We start from the raw sequence: 15,469 nt of genomic DNA, 5'->3' as shown, positions 1-15,469 counted from the left end.
ATTATGACCAATAACCATGTCCCGATTATTACCCTGGATGGACCAAGCGGCACTGGGAAGGGGACTATCAGTTTGCGATTAGCGAATCATCTGAATTGGAATTTTTTAGATAGCGGCGCAATTTACCGTGTACTGGCACTGGCTGCGAATAAAAAAAATATCGGGTTGTCTGAAAAAAACAAGCTTGCAGCGCTTGCAGGAGATCTTGATTTTCATTTTAAGACCAACGATTCGAAATGCCGGATATTTCTGGAAGGAAAAGACGTAAGCGAAGAAATTCGTTCTGAACAGTGCGGTCAGGATGCCTCAATAGTAGCCAGTATTCCTGAGGTACGGGAAGCCTTGCTTGCCAAACAACGGGATTTTGCAAGGCCCCCCGGCCTTGTTACAGATGGACGGGATATGGGCACAGTTGTATTTCCCAATGCAGATTTGAAAATTTATTTATATGCCACAGAAGAAGAAAGAATCAAGCGGCGGTATTTACAGTTGAAAGAAAAGGAAAATGATGTTAGCCTCGCGCAAGTCGCTGAAGAACTCAGATCACGAGATGAGAGGGATAAGAATCGTGCTCATGCTCCGCTAAGGCCGGCTGATGATGCGGTTTTTGTGGATACAACGCGGCTAACTGTTGTACAAGTATTTAACTATGTATTAAAATTAGTTAATGATCGTATATTAAATCAATAATATCGATAATGGGGGGATGAAGAGAGGATCTCTGATTCCATTTTTTTACTAAAGAGTTTATTAACATGTCTGAAAGTTTTAAAGAATTATTCGAAGAAAGTATCGCAGGGACCCAGTTTTATCCCGGTGCAATTATATCAGCAAAAGTCATTGATATTGACGATGACTATGTCACGTTAAATGCCGGCTTAAAATCGGAAGGGATTGTCCCAATTGAAGAATTTCAAGACAAGAACGGCGATATTGAAATTAGTATTGGAGATTCAGTCGAAGTTGCTTTGGATTCGGTTGAAGATGGTCACGGCGAAACAATACTGTCTCGCGAGAAAGCAAAACGTCAGGAAGCATGGCGTAAACTATCAAAATCATATGAGAATAACGAAACGGTTACCGGTTTAATTTCTGGTAAAGTAAAAGGCGGTTTTACAGTAGAGATTGGTTCTATTCGTGCGTTCCTGCCCGGTTCATTGGTGGATGTTCGACCAGTTAGAGACCCATCTTATTTAGAAGGCAAAGAGCTTGAATTCAAAGTCATTAAAATGGATGTCAAGCGCAATAACATTGTTGTTTCCCGACGTGCGGTAGTTGAAGAGGAAAGCAGCGCTGATCGTCAGGCATTACTTGAATCTCTGCACGAAGGCCAGGTGCTGCATGGTATCGTAAAAAATCTTACCGATTATGGCGCCTTTATTGATCTGGGCGGTATTGACGGTCTCTTGCATATCACGGATATTTCCTGGAAGCGGGTTAAACATCCAAGTGAGGTACTAAGCGTTGGCCAGGATGTAAAAGTTAAAGTATTAAGCTTTGACAGCGAGCGCAATCGTGTATCGCTTGGCATGAAGCAATTAGGCAACGATCCTTGGGTTGATTTGGTTGAAAGATATCCAATTGGTAAACGCTTGCATGGAAAAGTAACCAACATCACTGATTATGGCTGCTTTGTTGAAATCGAGGAAGGCGTTGAAGGTCTTGTGCACATGTCTGAAATGGACTGGACAAATAAAAACGTTCATCCAAGTAAAGTTGTGTCTCTCGGCGATGAAGTTGAAGTAATGGTTCTTGAAATTGATGAAGAGCGTCGCCGCATTTCTCTGGGTATGAAACAATGCGTTGGCAACCCCTGGGAGCAATTTGCGCAAAATCACAGCAAAGGCGAAAAAGTTCGCGGAAAAATTCGCTCTATTACCGATTTTGGCATCTTTATTGGCCTTGAAGGCGACATTGATGGGCTTGTTCATCTTTCTGACATTTCCTGGGACATGCCTGGAGAGGAAGCAGTTAAGCAATACAAGAAAGGCCAGGAGCTTGAGGCAGTTATTCTTGGTATTGATGCAGAAAGAGAGCGCATTTCCTTGGGCTTGAAGCAACTGGAAGGCGATAACTTCTCCAGTTATGTTGATGCTCATGGCAAGGGTTCAATTGTCAAAGGCAAGGTAACAGCTGTGGATCCCAAACACGTGGTTGTTGAGCTTGCTGATGAAGTTTTTGGCACAATCCGCGCAAATGATCTCTCTGAAGAAAAAGTGGAAGATGCTTCTGCCTTGATCAAAGAGGGCGATGAAGTTGAAGCAAAAATTATCAACATTGATAGAAAAAATCGCACAATTTCACTTTCTGTTAAGGCAAAAGATGCTCAGGATCAAGCTGAAGCCATTAAAAAATATTCTCGAAGTGGCGAAGCTACTACCACATTAGGAGATCTGTTAAAGGAAAAAATGGGCTCCAAAGAAGGTGAATAATTTTTGTGATTTTTTAAAAAAGCGTAGTTTACCTACGCTTTTTTTTTACTGTAATTACACACCTGAATGCCTATAGGTCAAAAAAGATAACATGTAGAATGGTTAGTCAATCTGATTTATGACGGTCTGAATTATTGCTATTCGACGGGTTGTGTTTTTGTTGAAATGGAGTGACAATCATTATCTTCCAAGGATTCTGGTGTATTAGTCTCTTCCACGATTTAAAAAGGATGATTGCATGCGGATAGTCATGATTGTATTTTATCTCTTACTGGTTTTGGCGGGCGTCAGCTTTGCAGTACTCAATGCCGCACCAATGCAGGTTAATTTTTATTTTACCCGTTTTACACTTCCGACTTCTTTACTTCTGACTTTGATGTTTGGCGCAGGTATGCTGCTTGGCTATATAATCTGTTTATTTAAATATTGGCGGTTAAAATTGGAATACCGTAAATTAAAAAGCCAATTACAGATCAATGAAAAAGAAATAAGAAATTTGCGTGCTATTCCCTTGAGAGATCAACATTAGTACCGTTTTTATTGAATGTTGACTGGTTATTGTCTTCCCGCTTCGCTGGAAGCTATTTTGAAAATTGGTGCTGTCAGGTGAAGCGTGGGTTTCCGCCTTTGCGGGAATGGCATTAAAATAGTAAAAACCGTTCAATGTTGCTGTCAAAATTAAATATAAAAGGCACAGGATATTCAGGATTTATTTAAATTAAAAAAACTGATAAAAACCTTCGCGGAGATTTTAATGATTAATTTGTGGCCATTATTATTGCCTGCAGCTGCCTGGTCAGGTTGGTGGGTTGCTAGCCGCAATTATCTTAATAAAGGGAGGCAGCTCGACAATCGCTTATCGCGGGAATATGTTGTTGGTTTGAATTATCTTTTAAATGAACAACCTGATAAAGCAGTGGATGTGTTTATTAAACTGCTGGAAGTTGACAGTGATACAGTAGAAACCCATTTGGCGCTGGGTAGCTTATTCCGCCGTCGCGGTGAAGTAGACAGGGCCATTCGCATTCATCAAAATCTTATCGCAAGACCCCAACTAAGCGTGCTTCAGCGAAAAGAGGCCCTGATGGCATTAGGGCATGATTACATGAGTGCCGGTGTGTTTGATCGTGCTGAGCGCATTTTTACTGAAGTACTCGAACTTGGAGGAACTCAAGAGACCTGCAGCCTGCATGGATTGTTGGCGATATATCAGCAGGAAAAAGCCTGGGAAAAAGCGTTGGAAATCTGCAAGCGGTTAGAAACCAGCACGGGAGTCTCCATGGCTTCGCAGGCCGCCCATTATTATTGTGAAATGGCAAATCAGGCTTTGAAAGAAAATTCTTTTGATAAAGCCTACAATGTTATTCGCCAGGCATTAATAATTGATAAGCGTTCCGTACGTGCAAGCCTAATGCTTGCTGACCTCGAAATCAAAAAAGGCCGATATAAACTTGCAATCCACGCTTTAAAACAAGTTCCAAAACAGGATCCGGAATTTTTAACAGAAATTATTGAGCCTCTGGTGCGCTGCTATCGCGAGTTAGACGCAATGGATGAATGCATTGCGTATTTAATGGACACCATGGTTGATAATCCGAGGGCATCCGTTATTTTTGTGATAGGTGAATATCTGCGGCAGGAGAATAATATCGATTATGCGATTGATTTTGTTTCTATGCAATTAAGTAAACACCCTTCAATTCGCGGACTTAACCGCTTAATTTATTGGCATTTGGAATCCGCACACGGAAAAGTTCGCGATAAATTACAAATGCTTTATGATATCACCAGCAAATTTATAGACAATAAACCTGTATATCGGTGCGGGCAGTGCGGCTTCAGCGGTAAGCTGCTGCATTGGCACTGTCCAAGTTGCAAACACTGGGGTAGAATTAAACCCATTCATGGCCTGGAGGGTGATTAACCCGTGTCTATAAAGCTGATTGTTGCTCTTGATTACCATGTTAAAGATAAGGCTTTGGAATTGGTTGACAAAATTGATCCCGCTCAATGCGCCTTAAAAATTGGTAATGAAATGTTCACATTATTCGGACCTGAATTGGTCCGCCATTTGGTAAAAAGAGGTTTTAAAGTCTTTCTGGATTTAAAATTTCATGATATTCCAAACACAGTTGCCAAAGCGTGCGTGGCTGCTGCTGAACTCGGAGTATGGATGATCAATGTCCATGCATCAGGCGGATTAGCAATGATGGCTGCCGCTAAGAATGCACTCGATGAATTTGGTATAAAGCGTCCCTTGCTGATAGCTGTTACGGTATTAACCAGCATGGAACAAAGGGAGTTACCCTCAATTGGCATAGAAAATTCTCTTGAAGACCAGGTTTTGAATTTAGCTTTACTGGCAAGGCGGGCTGGCTTGGATGGCGTGGTTTCATCCGCTTTAGAGGCGCGCAGGATTAAAGAAGCATGCGGGAATGATTTTTTAACTGTTACACCGGGCATTCGTTTTGCCAATACAGCAAAAAATGATCAGAAGCGCACTATTTCTCCAGAACAAGCTGTTAAACTTGGCAGTGACTTCCTGGTAATAGGACGACCGATAACAGAGGCCGAAAACCCTTCTGAAATGGTAAAATCAATTTTATCAAGCTTACCCTGAAATTTTTATTATGCATGACCAACAGCTACGCAACTTCTATCTTCAGCAAATGGGAATTGATGTTTGGGTTGAGCGGCAGATTAATCCCTGCAATGATGAGAAGCTTAAGAAGCTGGCAAGAGAAGTTGCAGCATGTAAGCGGTGCACACTCCATAAAACCCGATCACGCACCGTTTTTGCCCGGGGAAACCCAAACAGTAATTTAATGATTATTGGAGAGGCGCCAGGGTATTATGAAGATAAACAAGGAATGCCATTTGTTGGAAAGGCTGGGCAATTATTGAATAAAATGCTGAAAACCATTGGCCTGATGGAAGAAGATGTTTATATTGCCAATGTGCTTAAATGCCGTCCACCGGATAATCGTGATCCGAAAAGGGAAGAGCTTGATGCCTGCACAGGTTTTCTCAGGGAGCAAATAAAACTGATTGACCCTAAGCTGATACTTGCTGTTGGACGCTTTGCCGGCTCCTGTTTGATCGGGAAAACATTGCCGCTTAACGCAATGAGAAATAAAATTCACCAATACCAGCAAAAACCGGTTCTTGTCAGCTACCACCCTGCTTACCTGCTTCGCAATCCTGCAGATAAGAAAAAAGCATACCAGGACTTATTAGCAGTCAGACAATTTTTGAGCGGTTTATCATTTAAGAATAAGGATTATTGGACATAACTGGGCAAAGCCTAATTCCATGGAAGGTTTAAGCATTGTATATATTCAAAAAAGCGCCTTGCTTTTATAAAAAATCAGGTTTTACCCTGCTTGAGTTACTGGTGTCTACTGGCATTTTATTGATGTTATTCTTTTTTGCGCCTCCGTTTGTTCAGTCAATCCTGAGTAGAAATCATCTGCAAGCTGCCGTGAGTGAACTCAAAAGCATCGTTATTTTTTCAAGAAATCAGGCCTTAATTTATAGCAGAAAAGTTGTGCTTGCTCCCAAATCTGGTATGAATCAATGGAAAAACGGTTTAGTGCTGTTTGTGGATGACGGCATCCGCCAGACGCGCTTATCCCCAACCATGATTCATGAATGGGGGCAATCGGCAATGAAAGGGTGTGATATTCGGTGGCATGGCTTGCAATCGAACAGTTTTTTACTTTTTTCACCCGGCATAAAAAACAGCATGATTAATGGACATTTCCTGGTGAGTAACAAAAGCGGGTGTTACCGGTTGATCATCAATCGTTTGGGACGAATGAAAACACAAACGTGTAATTGATGTCCTATAATTATACACAATGGTGGGAAAATGTAGTGAAGCCTGAATTCTATGAAAGGATTTACAATAGTTGAATTTATTGCCGTTCTTGCGATAGGCGCAATATTTCTGATTGCGGCCGTTCCAGGTTACCAGGCCTTGATTCAAAATAATAAGGTAGTTTCCATCACCAATAAATTATCAGCCAGTTTAAATATGGCTCGTATGGAAGCTGTCAAGAGAGGCGTGCGGGTTTCTGTCTGTCCTGCAGCTAATAATGCGTTCACAGCATGCGGAAGCAATACTCAATGGAATCAAGGATGGATTGTATTTACCGATTCTGATAATAACAATGCCATTGATTCAGCCAATGATTTAGTGAAAATTGCCGAGGCAGTGCCCAATGGAACAACAATCAGTTCAACTTCCAGCATCATCAGTTATGATGGTTCAGGTTTCGTAAGCAGTGGAGCTTCTACCCTGAACTTGAGAGCAACCGGTTGTACGGGCAATAATGCGCGCACGGTCAATGTGTCGTCCAGCGGCCGTTTAAGTGTTGTGACTGGGTCCTGTAATTAGAGATTTTATTAGCAACTATTTCATTTGCAATATCAGCGTTTGCACTTTTGTTTATGTCCCAAGGCATAGAGCGCATATGTTCGTAAGAAGATAATACTTGTCATAATTCCCTCACTGTAGCATGATCATCACCAAGCAAAGGCCTGAAATTTTTTGATGATTGTTTTTATGCTGTTGAACACTGATTCATTGTTAAAAGTGACTTGCAAGCCATCTCAAAATGTGAAAACCTGGTTAAGCTATCCTTATTCGCTCACCAAAAAACTCAAGTCAGTTTCTGGAGACGCCCGGCTTGAAATTTTAAATCAATGCTGGAGACCAAGCGATTGGTGGGATAACTATGCGCTGCTTATTCATGATAAAAAGGTATTGTGCCGTGAAATCATGATGCATTCTAACGGTGAACCTTGCTGGTATGCCCGCACCGTTATCCCTGAGTATACTTATCAAGCCGGTGATCATCTTTTTTTGCGTCTGCAGTATGAATCTTTGGGCGAAATTATTTTTGATAACCCCAATATTAAGCGAGTCCTGTTTTGTGGTTATGGGGTTAATCAAAACAATATAGAATATCATTGGATTGATCCCGGATTGCGGTTGCCGGCAGAGGTTATTTGGCTTCGCCTGTCTGTTTTTATGTTACATGAGCAATTCCCATTTTACCTGGCAGAATTGCTGATGCCAGGTATTGAAAGGTATGCGGATGAACATGGTGGCTTATCTTAAATTGATGCGGTTTCATAAACCGGTTGGCATAGCGCTGCTTTGGCTGCCGACCGCCTGGGCTCTGTGGCTTGCTAATAATGCTCATCCTCCAGCCAAGCTGGTAATGTTATTTCTTTTAGGAACCATATTCATGCGGGCGGCGGGCTGTGTGGTGAATGATATTGCTGATCGAAATATTGATAAACACGTGAAACGAACATCAATGCGCCCACTAACCAGCGGGCAAATTGGCTTGCGGGCAGCCACAGTACTGTTAATCGTATTATTGATGGCTGCCTGTCTTATCGTATTGCAATTGCCGATAGCCTGTTTTTACTATGCTTTGCTAGCTCTGCCAGTTACCCTGATTTATCCCTTTTGCAAGCGCTTTTTTCAGGCGCCTCAGTTGATGCTGGGGATTGCATTTTCCATGAGTATCCCGATGGTTTATAGCGCTTCTGGTAAGTCTGTCGACTTTAATATGGCTCTTTTGATGCTGATATGCCTTTTATGGACCATGTCATATGACACCATGTATGCCATGGTTGACCGTGATGATGACTTAAAAATTGGCGTCAAATCCACAGCAGTGTTACTGGCTGAGTTTGATTCCCTGGCTCTTCTGCTGTTGCAAGGGATATTTCACACACTTTGGCTCGCCTTGGCATATCAAGCAAAATTCACAGTCTGGTTTTTTGGCTTTTGGTTTATTGCAGGATTATGGTTAATTTATCAGCAAAAACTGGTCAAAAGCCGCGAAAGAGAAGCTTGCTTTAAAGCATTTAACTTGAATATCGGGTATGGAACACTGATGTGGATAGCGCTTATGGCGCATTAAATTGAGATCTGTTGAATCAAATCAGGAGAAGAGTTGGCTTCACGGGAGTGCTGGCATGGGTCTTGTTCTGTTTGTATGCAAGAAGATAAATGAAGGATTGATGAAATGAATATATCGTATGAAGAGTTTTTAAAAGTAGATTTAAGATCAGGAACGATTATTAAAGCGGAAGAATTCCCCCGCGCGAAAAAACCTGCTTATAAAATATGGGCAGACTTCGGTCCTGAGTTTGGAGTCTTGCAAACTTCAGCACAGGTAACAAAACATTATACGCCAGAATCGCTTATAGGCCGTTCTATTGTAGGATGTGTCAATCTTGGCGAAAAAAATATTGCCGGGTTTACGTCTCAATTTTTATTAGTTGGTTTCTCTGATGAGAATGGGGCGATTTGCTTGATTACTGTTGATCCCAAAGTTCCTAATGGAAAGAAGCTTCATTAAAATGAGCCAAACATGAAAATTGTCATTAAAGTCGGAACTCAAAGCATTTTATCAAATGATGGAACACCATTTGAACCTGTTATGCTTCATTTAGTTGAACAGATTGTTGAACTGCAAAAAGCCGGCCATCAGGTTGTCTTAGTAAGCTCAGGCGCTGTTGCCTCGGGCCGCAAAGCCGCACGCCAATTTCTTGGTCGTCAATATGGCAGTTCAATAGGAGAAAAACAGGTTCTGGCATCATTAGGGCAATATGAGTTGATGCATGTTTACGCTTCTATGCTAAAAAAACATAACATGCTTGCGTCTCAATTGTTACTCACAAAGCAAGACTTTCAAACGAGACAGCACTATTTAAATATTTCAAGATTACTTCGTGAAATTCTGGATCATAGGAATATCGTACCTATTATCAATGAGAATGACAGCGTTGCTATTGAAGAGCTGATGTTTACTGATAACGATGAACTCTCAGGTCTTATCGCGGCAATGATAAACGCAAATAAATTAATTATTTTGAGCAACGTTGAAGGTGTTTATACCAAACATCCTGATGAAGCCGGCTCAGAATTAATTTCAATTATTAATCCGATGCGTGATTGGCCTGAAGTTTCTGCTGTAAAAAGTCTTCACGGCAGAGGCGGAATGATTAGTAAGCTTGGGACGGCTCGAAAAATGTCGAGCCTGGGAGTAACAACCCATATAGCCAGCATTAATCATCCTTCGGTAATTACGCGCATCCTCAGAGATGAGCCTTTGGGTACAACTATTTTACCTGTTAAAAAGAGGTCGAATATAAAAAAATGGATTGCTTATAGTGAAAACAAGACTGGATCAATTACGATAAACTCATGTTTATTACAAATTATAAAAGAAAATAAACGAATTATCAGTATCCTGCCTGTTGGAATTGAAAAATTTACTGGTCATTTCAAACGAGGGGATCTGGTAGAAATAATGACGCCGAATAATGAAAAAATCGGGATTGGCCTTGCAAAATACGATGCGGCTAAACTAAATGAGTATTTAGGGCAATCATCAAAGCCTGAATTTATTCATTATGATCATTTACATATTTTTTAAGAGGCTTTCATGACGGAAGAAATTACCAACCAGCTTCAAGCAACCAAAAAAGCCAGTTACAGCTTAAGATTTATTGATGAAGAAAAGCAGAATAACCTATTATTAGATCTTGCAAATCGATTACGTCATTCTATCAATGAAATTATTGATGAAAATAAAAAAGACCTGGAACTGATTCATGAAGACGATCCAAAGCATGATCGGTTGCTTTTATCTAAAGAACGTATTGAAGCAATAGCAGCAGATGTTGAAACAGTCGCTTCCTTGCCTTATTCAAAAAAAAGAATTTTGGATCAAAAAAAACTTCCTAATGGCTTAATCATTCAGAGAGTTTCTGTTCCATTGGGAGTCGTTGCCATTATTTATGAGTCGAGACCGAATGTCACGATAGATGCTTTTACTTTATGCTTTAAAACAGGTAATGCATGTGTTTTGAAAGGTGGAAAGGAAGCCTATCACACCAATCTATTCCTCGTTTCATTGATTCATCAGATCTTGCATGAACACGGTATCAATAAATCTCTTATCTATTTATTGCCCCAGGAGCGAGAAGCGGTGCATATTCTTTTAAAAGCAAATCAGTTTGTAGATGTGTGCATTCCAAGGGGAAGCCAGTCATTGATAAATTTTGTACGTGAGCATACAAGAATACCCTTTATTGAAACAGGCGCGGGCATTGTTCATGTTTATTTCGACAAGAGCGGCAATGTGGAGAAGGGCCGTTTAATTATTGATAATGCTAAAACAAGAAGAGTCAGTGTTTGCAACGCGCTCGATATATTGGTTATCCATCAGGATTGCCTGGTTGATTTACCGCTCATAGTAGAACCACTTGCTAATAAACGGGTTGAAATTTTTGCGGATGAACCGAGTCACCAGGCACTTACCTCTTTTTATCCAAAACAATTACTCCGAAAAGCAACATCAGATGATTTTTGCCAAGAGTTTTTATCCTATAAAATGGCAATAAAAACGGTTGGTTCATTAGAAGAAGCTGTAGATCATATTATGGAGCACAGTTCTGGTCATAGCGAAGCAATTATTGCTGAAGACCAAGCAAGCATTAGTTATTTTCTGGATCATATTGATAGCGCGGCTGTTTATGCTAACGCTTCTACCGCATTTACCGACGGCGGCCAATTTGGCATGGGCGCTGAAATAGGAATTAGCACGCAAAAATTGCACGCCCGTGGGCCCATGTCTTTAGACGCATTAACAAGTTATAAATGGGTTGTCCTTGGTGAAGGACATATTAGATCTTAATAATAATGACCTGTACTGCGCCTCTTGGACATTTGTCGGTAGACCATTTTTTAAATTGTTCCTGTCTGCATTATTCACAAGCCTCTGCTTCAAAGCAAATCATCTAATAAACTGCTGGAACCAATCCGGAACCAGCTTTGCTCTGCTTGCCTTCCCAACATGAATTGTGCAAGTTGAATATATTGCAAAGCTTGCGCTTTGGTTTTGATTCCGCCGGATATTTTAATGCCGCAACTTGCATTCCTGCTTTTGATTGCCTGCAACATGGCAAAAGCCGCTTCAAGGCTTGCGCCTTCTGGGATTTTGCCTGTAGAGGTTTTTAGGAAATCGCAGCCGCTTCCTATTATATCTAAACTTGCTTGATGAATACGTTCCATATCGGGAAATGCGCCTGTTTCTAAAATCACTTTAAAAATTACGTTGTTTGCCTGACAAAGTTTAAACTGTTCATGACAGCAGGATAGTGCATAATCATGTTCACCGTTAAGATAAGCACTATAGGGGAACACATAATCAATTTCATCTGCTTTGCGAGATTTAATAATGGCTTCGACCGCTAAAAGCGCATCGTGACGATTTTGATTGCCTCCTGGAAAATTGATTACTGTCGCCCGCTTAATCTGCCATTCTTGAGGGATATCATCTAAATGTTTGGGTAGAACACAAACAGCAGCGACAGAATAGCGTTCTGCTTTTGCAGCTAATGCATGCAGCTCATCCAGGGATGCGTTATTGTTCAGCAATGTTAGATCAATCAAGCTGATAATTTGCTTATTATCTGGCATATTGCCCGCATGCAGGGCGGCACTGGATATGGCCTCAGTAAAATCCTTTTCCCAGGTCACGTTATAGTTCCATGATGATTCGTTTAATCAATCTATTTAACTTTTCTGCAGCCTGGGATGCCATCGATACAACTGCTTCATGACTGTGGCTGCTGCTGGCAAGTCCCGTGGCATAATTGGTGATGGTAGCAATAACACCTACTTTTAACCTGCAATGATTGGCCACCAAGACTTCCGGGACTGTTGACATGCCTACAGCATCGGCACCCAAAATACGAAATGCCCGAATTTCTGCAGCAGTTTCATAATTAGGCCCAAGAACGGCCAAATAAACGCCCTGATGGAGCGAAATATGTTCTTCATAGGCAATTTTTAAAAATTTTTCGCGTAATTCTTTGTCATAGGCGTTATCGAGGGGAAAAAAGCGAGGTCCGAATTCTTCGTCATTGGGACCTACCAGCGGATTGCCAGGCTGCATATTAATGTGATCAGTAATAAGCATTAACTCGCCGGGTCCTACATCCTCACGGAGCGATCCTGATGCGTTCGTGGCTAAAAAGTACTCGCATCCCAGTAATTTTAACGTACGAACATACGTTTTTACATAGTCACAGCTTGGGCCTTCATAAGAGTGCGCGCGACCTTGCAAACAAACAACGCCGGTACCATGCAGGTGCCCTAATGCCATCTTGCCGCTGTGGCCATGTACAGTTAATTTTGGAAAACCGGGAAGTTGTTCATAATCAATGTAAGTTGGTTCGTCGAGTTGTTCGGCGAAACTTCCAAGCCCTGAACCAAGCACCACACCAATTTTAGGGGAAAAAGAAGGGAGTTGTTGTTTAATCAGTTCTGCGGCACGATGAGCGTCAGTTATGTTTTTTTGTAGCATTTTTATTTCTCTAAGACTTCATGTTAAAAGCTAACGGCAACAATTCTTCGATTGTTGCTGTTTTTAAAACCGTTTCAAGACTACATAAATGTATTTTTGTATCAAGGTCGGAAAATTCATATATTCTTTGCCGGCATCCACCGCAGGGTGAACATAGAAGATTATTGCCGGCTATGAGCACAAGTTCATTAATTCGCTGCTTTCCTGCCGCTATCATTTGGCTGATTGCAGAAGATTCAGCACAAATGGTCAGGCCATATGAGCTGTTTTCTACATTGACGCCAGTAAACAAATCATCATTGCTTCGCAAGCAACATGCAACAGCAAAATGAGAATAAGGAGCGTACGCATTTTGCAGCGCATGGCTTGCTTCCTTGATCATCCTCTGAATTAACTCATTCATACAATTTTCCTTCATTGAAAGGACGAACTATACTCATAAAGAATTTGATGCACAAGGGGAAACAGGCGGTTATCATGATACTAAAGCATAACAGCACCCTAAATGTATCACTATGAGACGCACGAAGTCATGATGCGAGGAGAGCCTTTTGGCTATTGTTTTGTTTGTTTATAGAGTTTATTGGTTAGGGGCAATATGATTCTAACCAACAATCCTGCCTTTTTGCGGTTTCTTGCTTCAATTTCACCGCCATGGAGTTTTACAGCCTGTTGGGCTATGGCTAACCCTAAACCAAAGCCGCCGGTTTTTTTCTCCCTGGATGTGTCTACCCGGTAAAAAGGATTAAAAACCTTGGTTAATTCATTTTCCGGTATTCCAGGACCTCTGTCTTTAATTTCAATTGTTGCTGTTTCATCCTTTTGATAGAGCAAAACGAAAACGGCTTCTTCAGGAGATGAGTATCGCAACGCATTGCGCAAAATATTCTCGATGGCACGGCGAATTAAGCGTTCATCCGCCATAATGCGGCAATCATCTATTTGTCCCGGTTGAACACGGGTTAGCGATGAGGGAAACTCATAATTAGCGTCTTCAATAATGTCATACAGTAACTTTTTCAAGTCGAGCATGGTTTTTTTCAAGGTGTTGGTCGATTTCTCAAGCCTTGCATATTCAAGTATTTCGCCAATGAGGGTGTTAAGGCGCATGCATTCGAGTTCCATGCGGGTAAATTCTTGTTCTGCACTATGATTTGTTTTTTGGCGGCCAATTGCGATTGCCATTTGCAAACGCGCTAAAGGAGAGCGCAATTCATGAGAAATATCTTGTAGCAATCTCTCTTTAGAGTGAATATGCGCTTCTAACTGCTCAGCCATATGATTGAATTCGTCGCTTAATTCGTCAATTTCATCCTTATTGTGCCCTGCGAAATGCCCAACACGTGTTTTTAGATTTCCGCGTGCAATCGATTTGGCGGCAAGCCGCAAAGTGCGGAGCGGTTGGGTAAGATAGATTGATAAGAGGTAGCAGATAAGGCCACTGATAAATATGGCGATAAGCAGTCGAAGAGACAGGCCTGCCCAGGGGATTTGGACAAAATGAGCCAGAGGTTTCTCACTGACCGCGGCCAGCCGGTAGGCAACGCCTGTGGTTGAAAGGATTTCATGACTGACGATTAAATTACCTGATTTAATGATGCCGGCATTTAATTCATCATCCTTCAGGTTTTCAGCCACTTTCTTGACGCTTGCAGGAGGGCGCTGATTACCGATTATATCTCCTTTGCTTGACAGCAGATAAAGTTCCATATGCCTTTCCAAGCCGGTTTTGGCCATCCAGTCTTTTAATGCTTGATGACGTCCTGCTTCATAGGTCACAACTGCTGCGTTAGCAAAACTGTCCATAAATAACTGTTCGCGGGCAGGAATCGAAGATTTTTTGGCAATTTCGCTGGTAACCCAGGCTGTGGTTAAAATGATAAGAATCGTAGCAAGCCAAAAAGAGAGAAATATTTTCCAATATAAACTACGCATTGAATAAATAACCAAAACCACGAACTGTTTTAATCCAGTCTTCACCTGCTTTATTTTGACCGAGTTTATTGCGCAAATTGCTGATATGGACATCAATACTGCGGTCATAAGCTGTGTATTTACGGCCCAAGGCATATTCGGTCAACTCTTCCTTGGAAAAGGCCTGGCCCGGGGATTTCATCAGCATTTCCAGAATATTAAATTCTGTGTTTGTTAATTCCAGCGGATTGCCCTCAATGGTTGCCGTACGCTTTGAACAGTCTATCATGATATTTCCATGTTCTATGACCGGACGGTGCATGGGAGCTTTTTGGGCACGGCGCAAAATCGCACGCATACGGGCAACCAACTCTCTCGGGTTACAAGGTTTTGCGAGATAATCGTCAGCGCCAATTTCCAGCCCCACGATACGGTCTATATCATCGCCCCGAGCGGTCAACATTAAAACAGGGGTATCAAGATGTTCGCGAATGGCCTTTAAGACTTCAAAGCCATTGAGTTTCGGCAACATCACATCAAGAACAATCGCATCCAGGGGTTGATTCAGTGCTTTTTTAACCCCAATTTCCCCGTCATGGGCGCAGCTAACTTCAAATCCTTCTGCTTGAAGGTATTGTGTTAGGCTCAATCACCATTTAAATTGAATACAATAAAAAAATCCGTAAACTGTTATTTTTCACAATTTCAAGGGAATAGTAGTCA

The 15,469-nt window shown here is 41.5% G+C and carries 18 protein-coding genes; 13 read left to right on the top strand and 5 right to left on the bottom strand.

The features are described from left to right. Positions 1-3 precede the first annotated feature (3 nt). From cmk to Llon_RS02895, 13 genes are all read left to right on the top strand, one after another. Positions 4-690, top strand: a complete 687-nt coding sequence (gene cmk / locus Llon_RS02955; RefSeq protein ID WP_058528583.1) for a (d)CMP kinase — start codon at positions 4-6, stop codon at positions 688-690. A gap of 65 nt (positions 691-755) precedes the next feature. Continuing rightward, complete coding sequence (gene rpsA, locus Llon_RS02950; protein WP_058528582.1) at positions 756-2,432, top strand: 30S ribosomal protein S1; 1,677 nt, start codon at positions 756-758, stop codon at positions 2,430-2,432. 238 nt (positions 2,433-2,670) lie between these two features. Continuing rightward, positions 2,671-2,961, top strand: a complete 291-nt coding sequence (locus tag Llon_RS02945; protein ID WP_058528581.1) for a LapA family protein — start codon at positions 2,671-2,673, stop codon at positions 2,959-2,961. Positions 2,962-3,186: 225 nt separating this feature from the next. After that, positions 3,187-4,356, top strand: a complete 1,170-nt coding sequence (gene lapB / locus Llon_RS02940; RefSeq protein ID WP_058528580.1) for a lipopolysaccharide assembly protein LapB — start codon at positions 3,187-3,189, stop codon at positions 4,354-4,356. Positions 4,357-4,359: 3 nt separating this feature from the next. Next, entirely contained in the window at positions 4,360-5,052 is a 693-nt protein-coding gene (pyrF, locus tag Llon_RS02935; protein ID WP_058528579.1) for an orotidine-5'-phosphate decarboxylase, read from the top strand. A gap of 10 nt (positions 5,053-5,062) precedes the next feature. Beyond that, positions 5,063-5,725, top strand: coding sequence for a uracil-DNA glycosylase (locus tag Llon_RS02930; RefSeq protein ID WP_058528578.1), 663 nt, complete (start codon positions 5,063-5,065; stop codon positions 5,723-5,725). Positions 5,726-5,760: 35 nt separating this feature from the next. Continuing rightward, entirely contained in the window at positions 5,761-6,273 is a 513-nt protein-coding gene (locus tag Llon_RS02925; RefSeq protein ID WP_058528577.1) for a pilus assembly FimT family protein, read from the top strand. A gap of 51 nt (positions 6,274-6,324) precedes the next feature. Then, the gene (locus Llon_RS02920; RefSeq protein WP_058528576.1) at positions 6,325-6,831 is read left to right on the top strand and encodes a GspH/FimT family pseudopilin; all 507 of its coding nucleotides are present in this window, start codon (positions 6,325-6,327) and stop codon (positions 6,829-6,831) included. A 168-nt stretch (positions 6,832-6,999) separates the two neighbouring features. Next, complete coding sequence (locus Llon_RS02915; protein WP_065238265.1) at positions 7,000-7,557, top strand: chorismate--pyruvate lyase family protein; 558 nt, start codon at positions 7,000-7,002, stop codon at positions 7,555-7,557. Beyond that, complete coding sequence (ubiA, locus tag Llon_RS02910; protein ID WP_115336851.1) at positions 7,535-8,374, top strand: 4-hydroxybenzoate octaprenyltransferase; 840 nt, start codon at positions 7,535-7,537, stop codon at positions 8,372-8,374. The genes Llon_RS02915 and ubiA overlap by 23 nt, the downstream gene beginning before the upstream one ends. A 105-nt stretch (positions 8,375-8,479) precedes the next feature. Beyond that, a complete protein-coding gene (locus tag Llon_RS02905; protein WP_058528574.1) occupies positions 8,480-8,815 on the top strand; it encodes a tRNA-binding protein in 336 nt (111 codons plus the stop codon). Positions 8,816-8,827: 12 nt separating this feature from the next. Continuing rightward, entirely contained in the window at positions 8,828-9,895 is a 1,068-nt protein-coding gene (proB, locus tag Llon_RS02900) for a glutamate 5-kinase (RefSeq protein WP_058528573.1), read from the top strand. Between the two features lie 9 nt (positions 9,896-9,904). Beyond that, positions 9,905-11,158 (top strand): glutamate-5-semialdehyde dehydrogenase, encoded by a 1,254-nt coding sequence (locus Llon_RS02895; RefSeq protein WP_058528572.1) that lies wholly within the window; start codon positions 9,905-9,907, stop codon positions 11,156-11,158. 89 nt (positions 11,159-11,247) lie between these two features. Here the strand turns inward: Llon_RS02895 and deoC are convergent, their stop codons facing one another. The 5 genes from deoC to cpxR all read right to left on the bottom strand — a co-directional run bounded on the left by deoC (position 11,248) and on the right by cpxR (position 15,395). Further along, complete coding sequence (gene deoC, locus Llon_RS02890; RefSeq protein ID WP_237758243.1) at positions 11,248-12,003, bottom strand: deoxyribose-phosphate aldolase; 756 nt, start codon at positions 12,001-12,003, stop codon at positions 11,248-11,250. Between the two features lies 1 nt (position 12,004). After that, a complete protein-coding gene (locus Llon_RS02885; RefSeq protein ID WP_058528571.1) occupies positions 12,005-12,832 on the bottom strand; it encodes a purine-nucleoside phosphorylase in 828 nt (275 codons plus the stop codon). A gap of 10 nt (positions 12,833-12,842) precedes the next feature. After that, positions 12,843-13,235, bottom strand: coding sequence for a cytidine deaminase (cdd, locus tag Llon_RS02880; protein ID WP_058528570.1), 393 nt, complete (start codon positions 13,233-13,235; stop codon positions 12,843-12,845). Positions 13,236-13,387: 152 nt separating this feature from the next. Further along, a complete protein-coding gene (cpxA, locus tag Llon_RS02875; protein WP_058528569.1) occupies positions 13,388-14,767 on the bottom strand; it encodes a two-component system sensor histidine kinase CpxA in 1,380 nt (459 codons plus the stop codon). After that, entirely contained in the window at positions 14,760-15,395 is a 636-nt protein-coding gene (cpxR, locus tag Llon_RS02870) for a two-component system response regulator CpxR (protein ID WP_058528568.1), read from the bottom strand. Before cpxR ends, cpxA begins: the two co-directional genes overlap by 8 nt. Positions 15,396-15,469: the final 74 nt, after the last annotated feature.

Origin of the sequence: Legionella londiniensis (assembly GCF_001467825.1) — a bacterium.
Classification (GTDB): domain Bacteria; phylum Pseudomonadota; class Gammaproteobacteria; order Legionellales; family Legionellaceae; genus Legionella_A; species Legionella_A londiniensis.
Note: the sequence above shows the minus strand (reverse complement) of the source record. Positions and strands in the feature narration are given on the sequence as shown.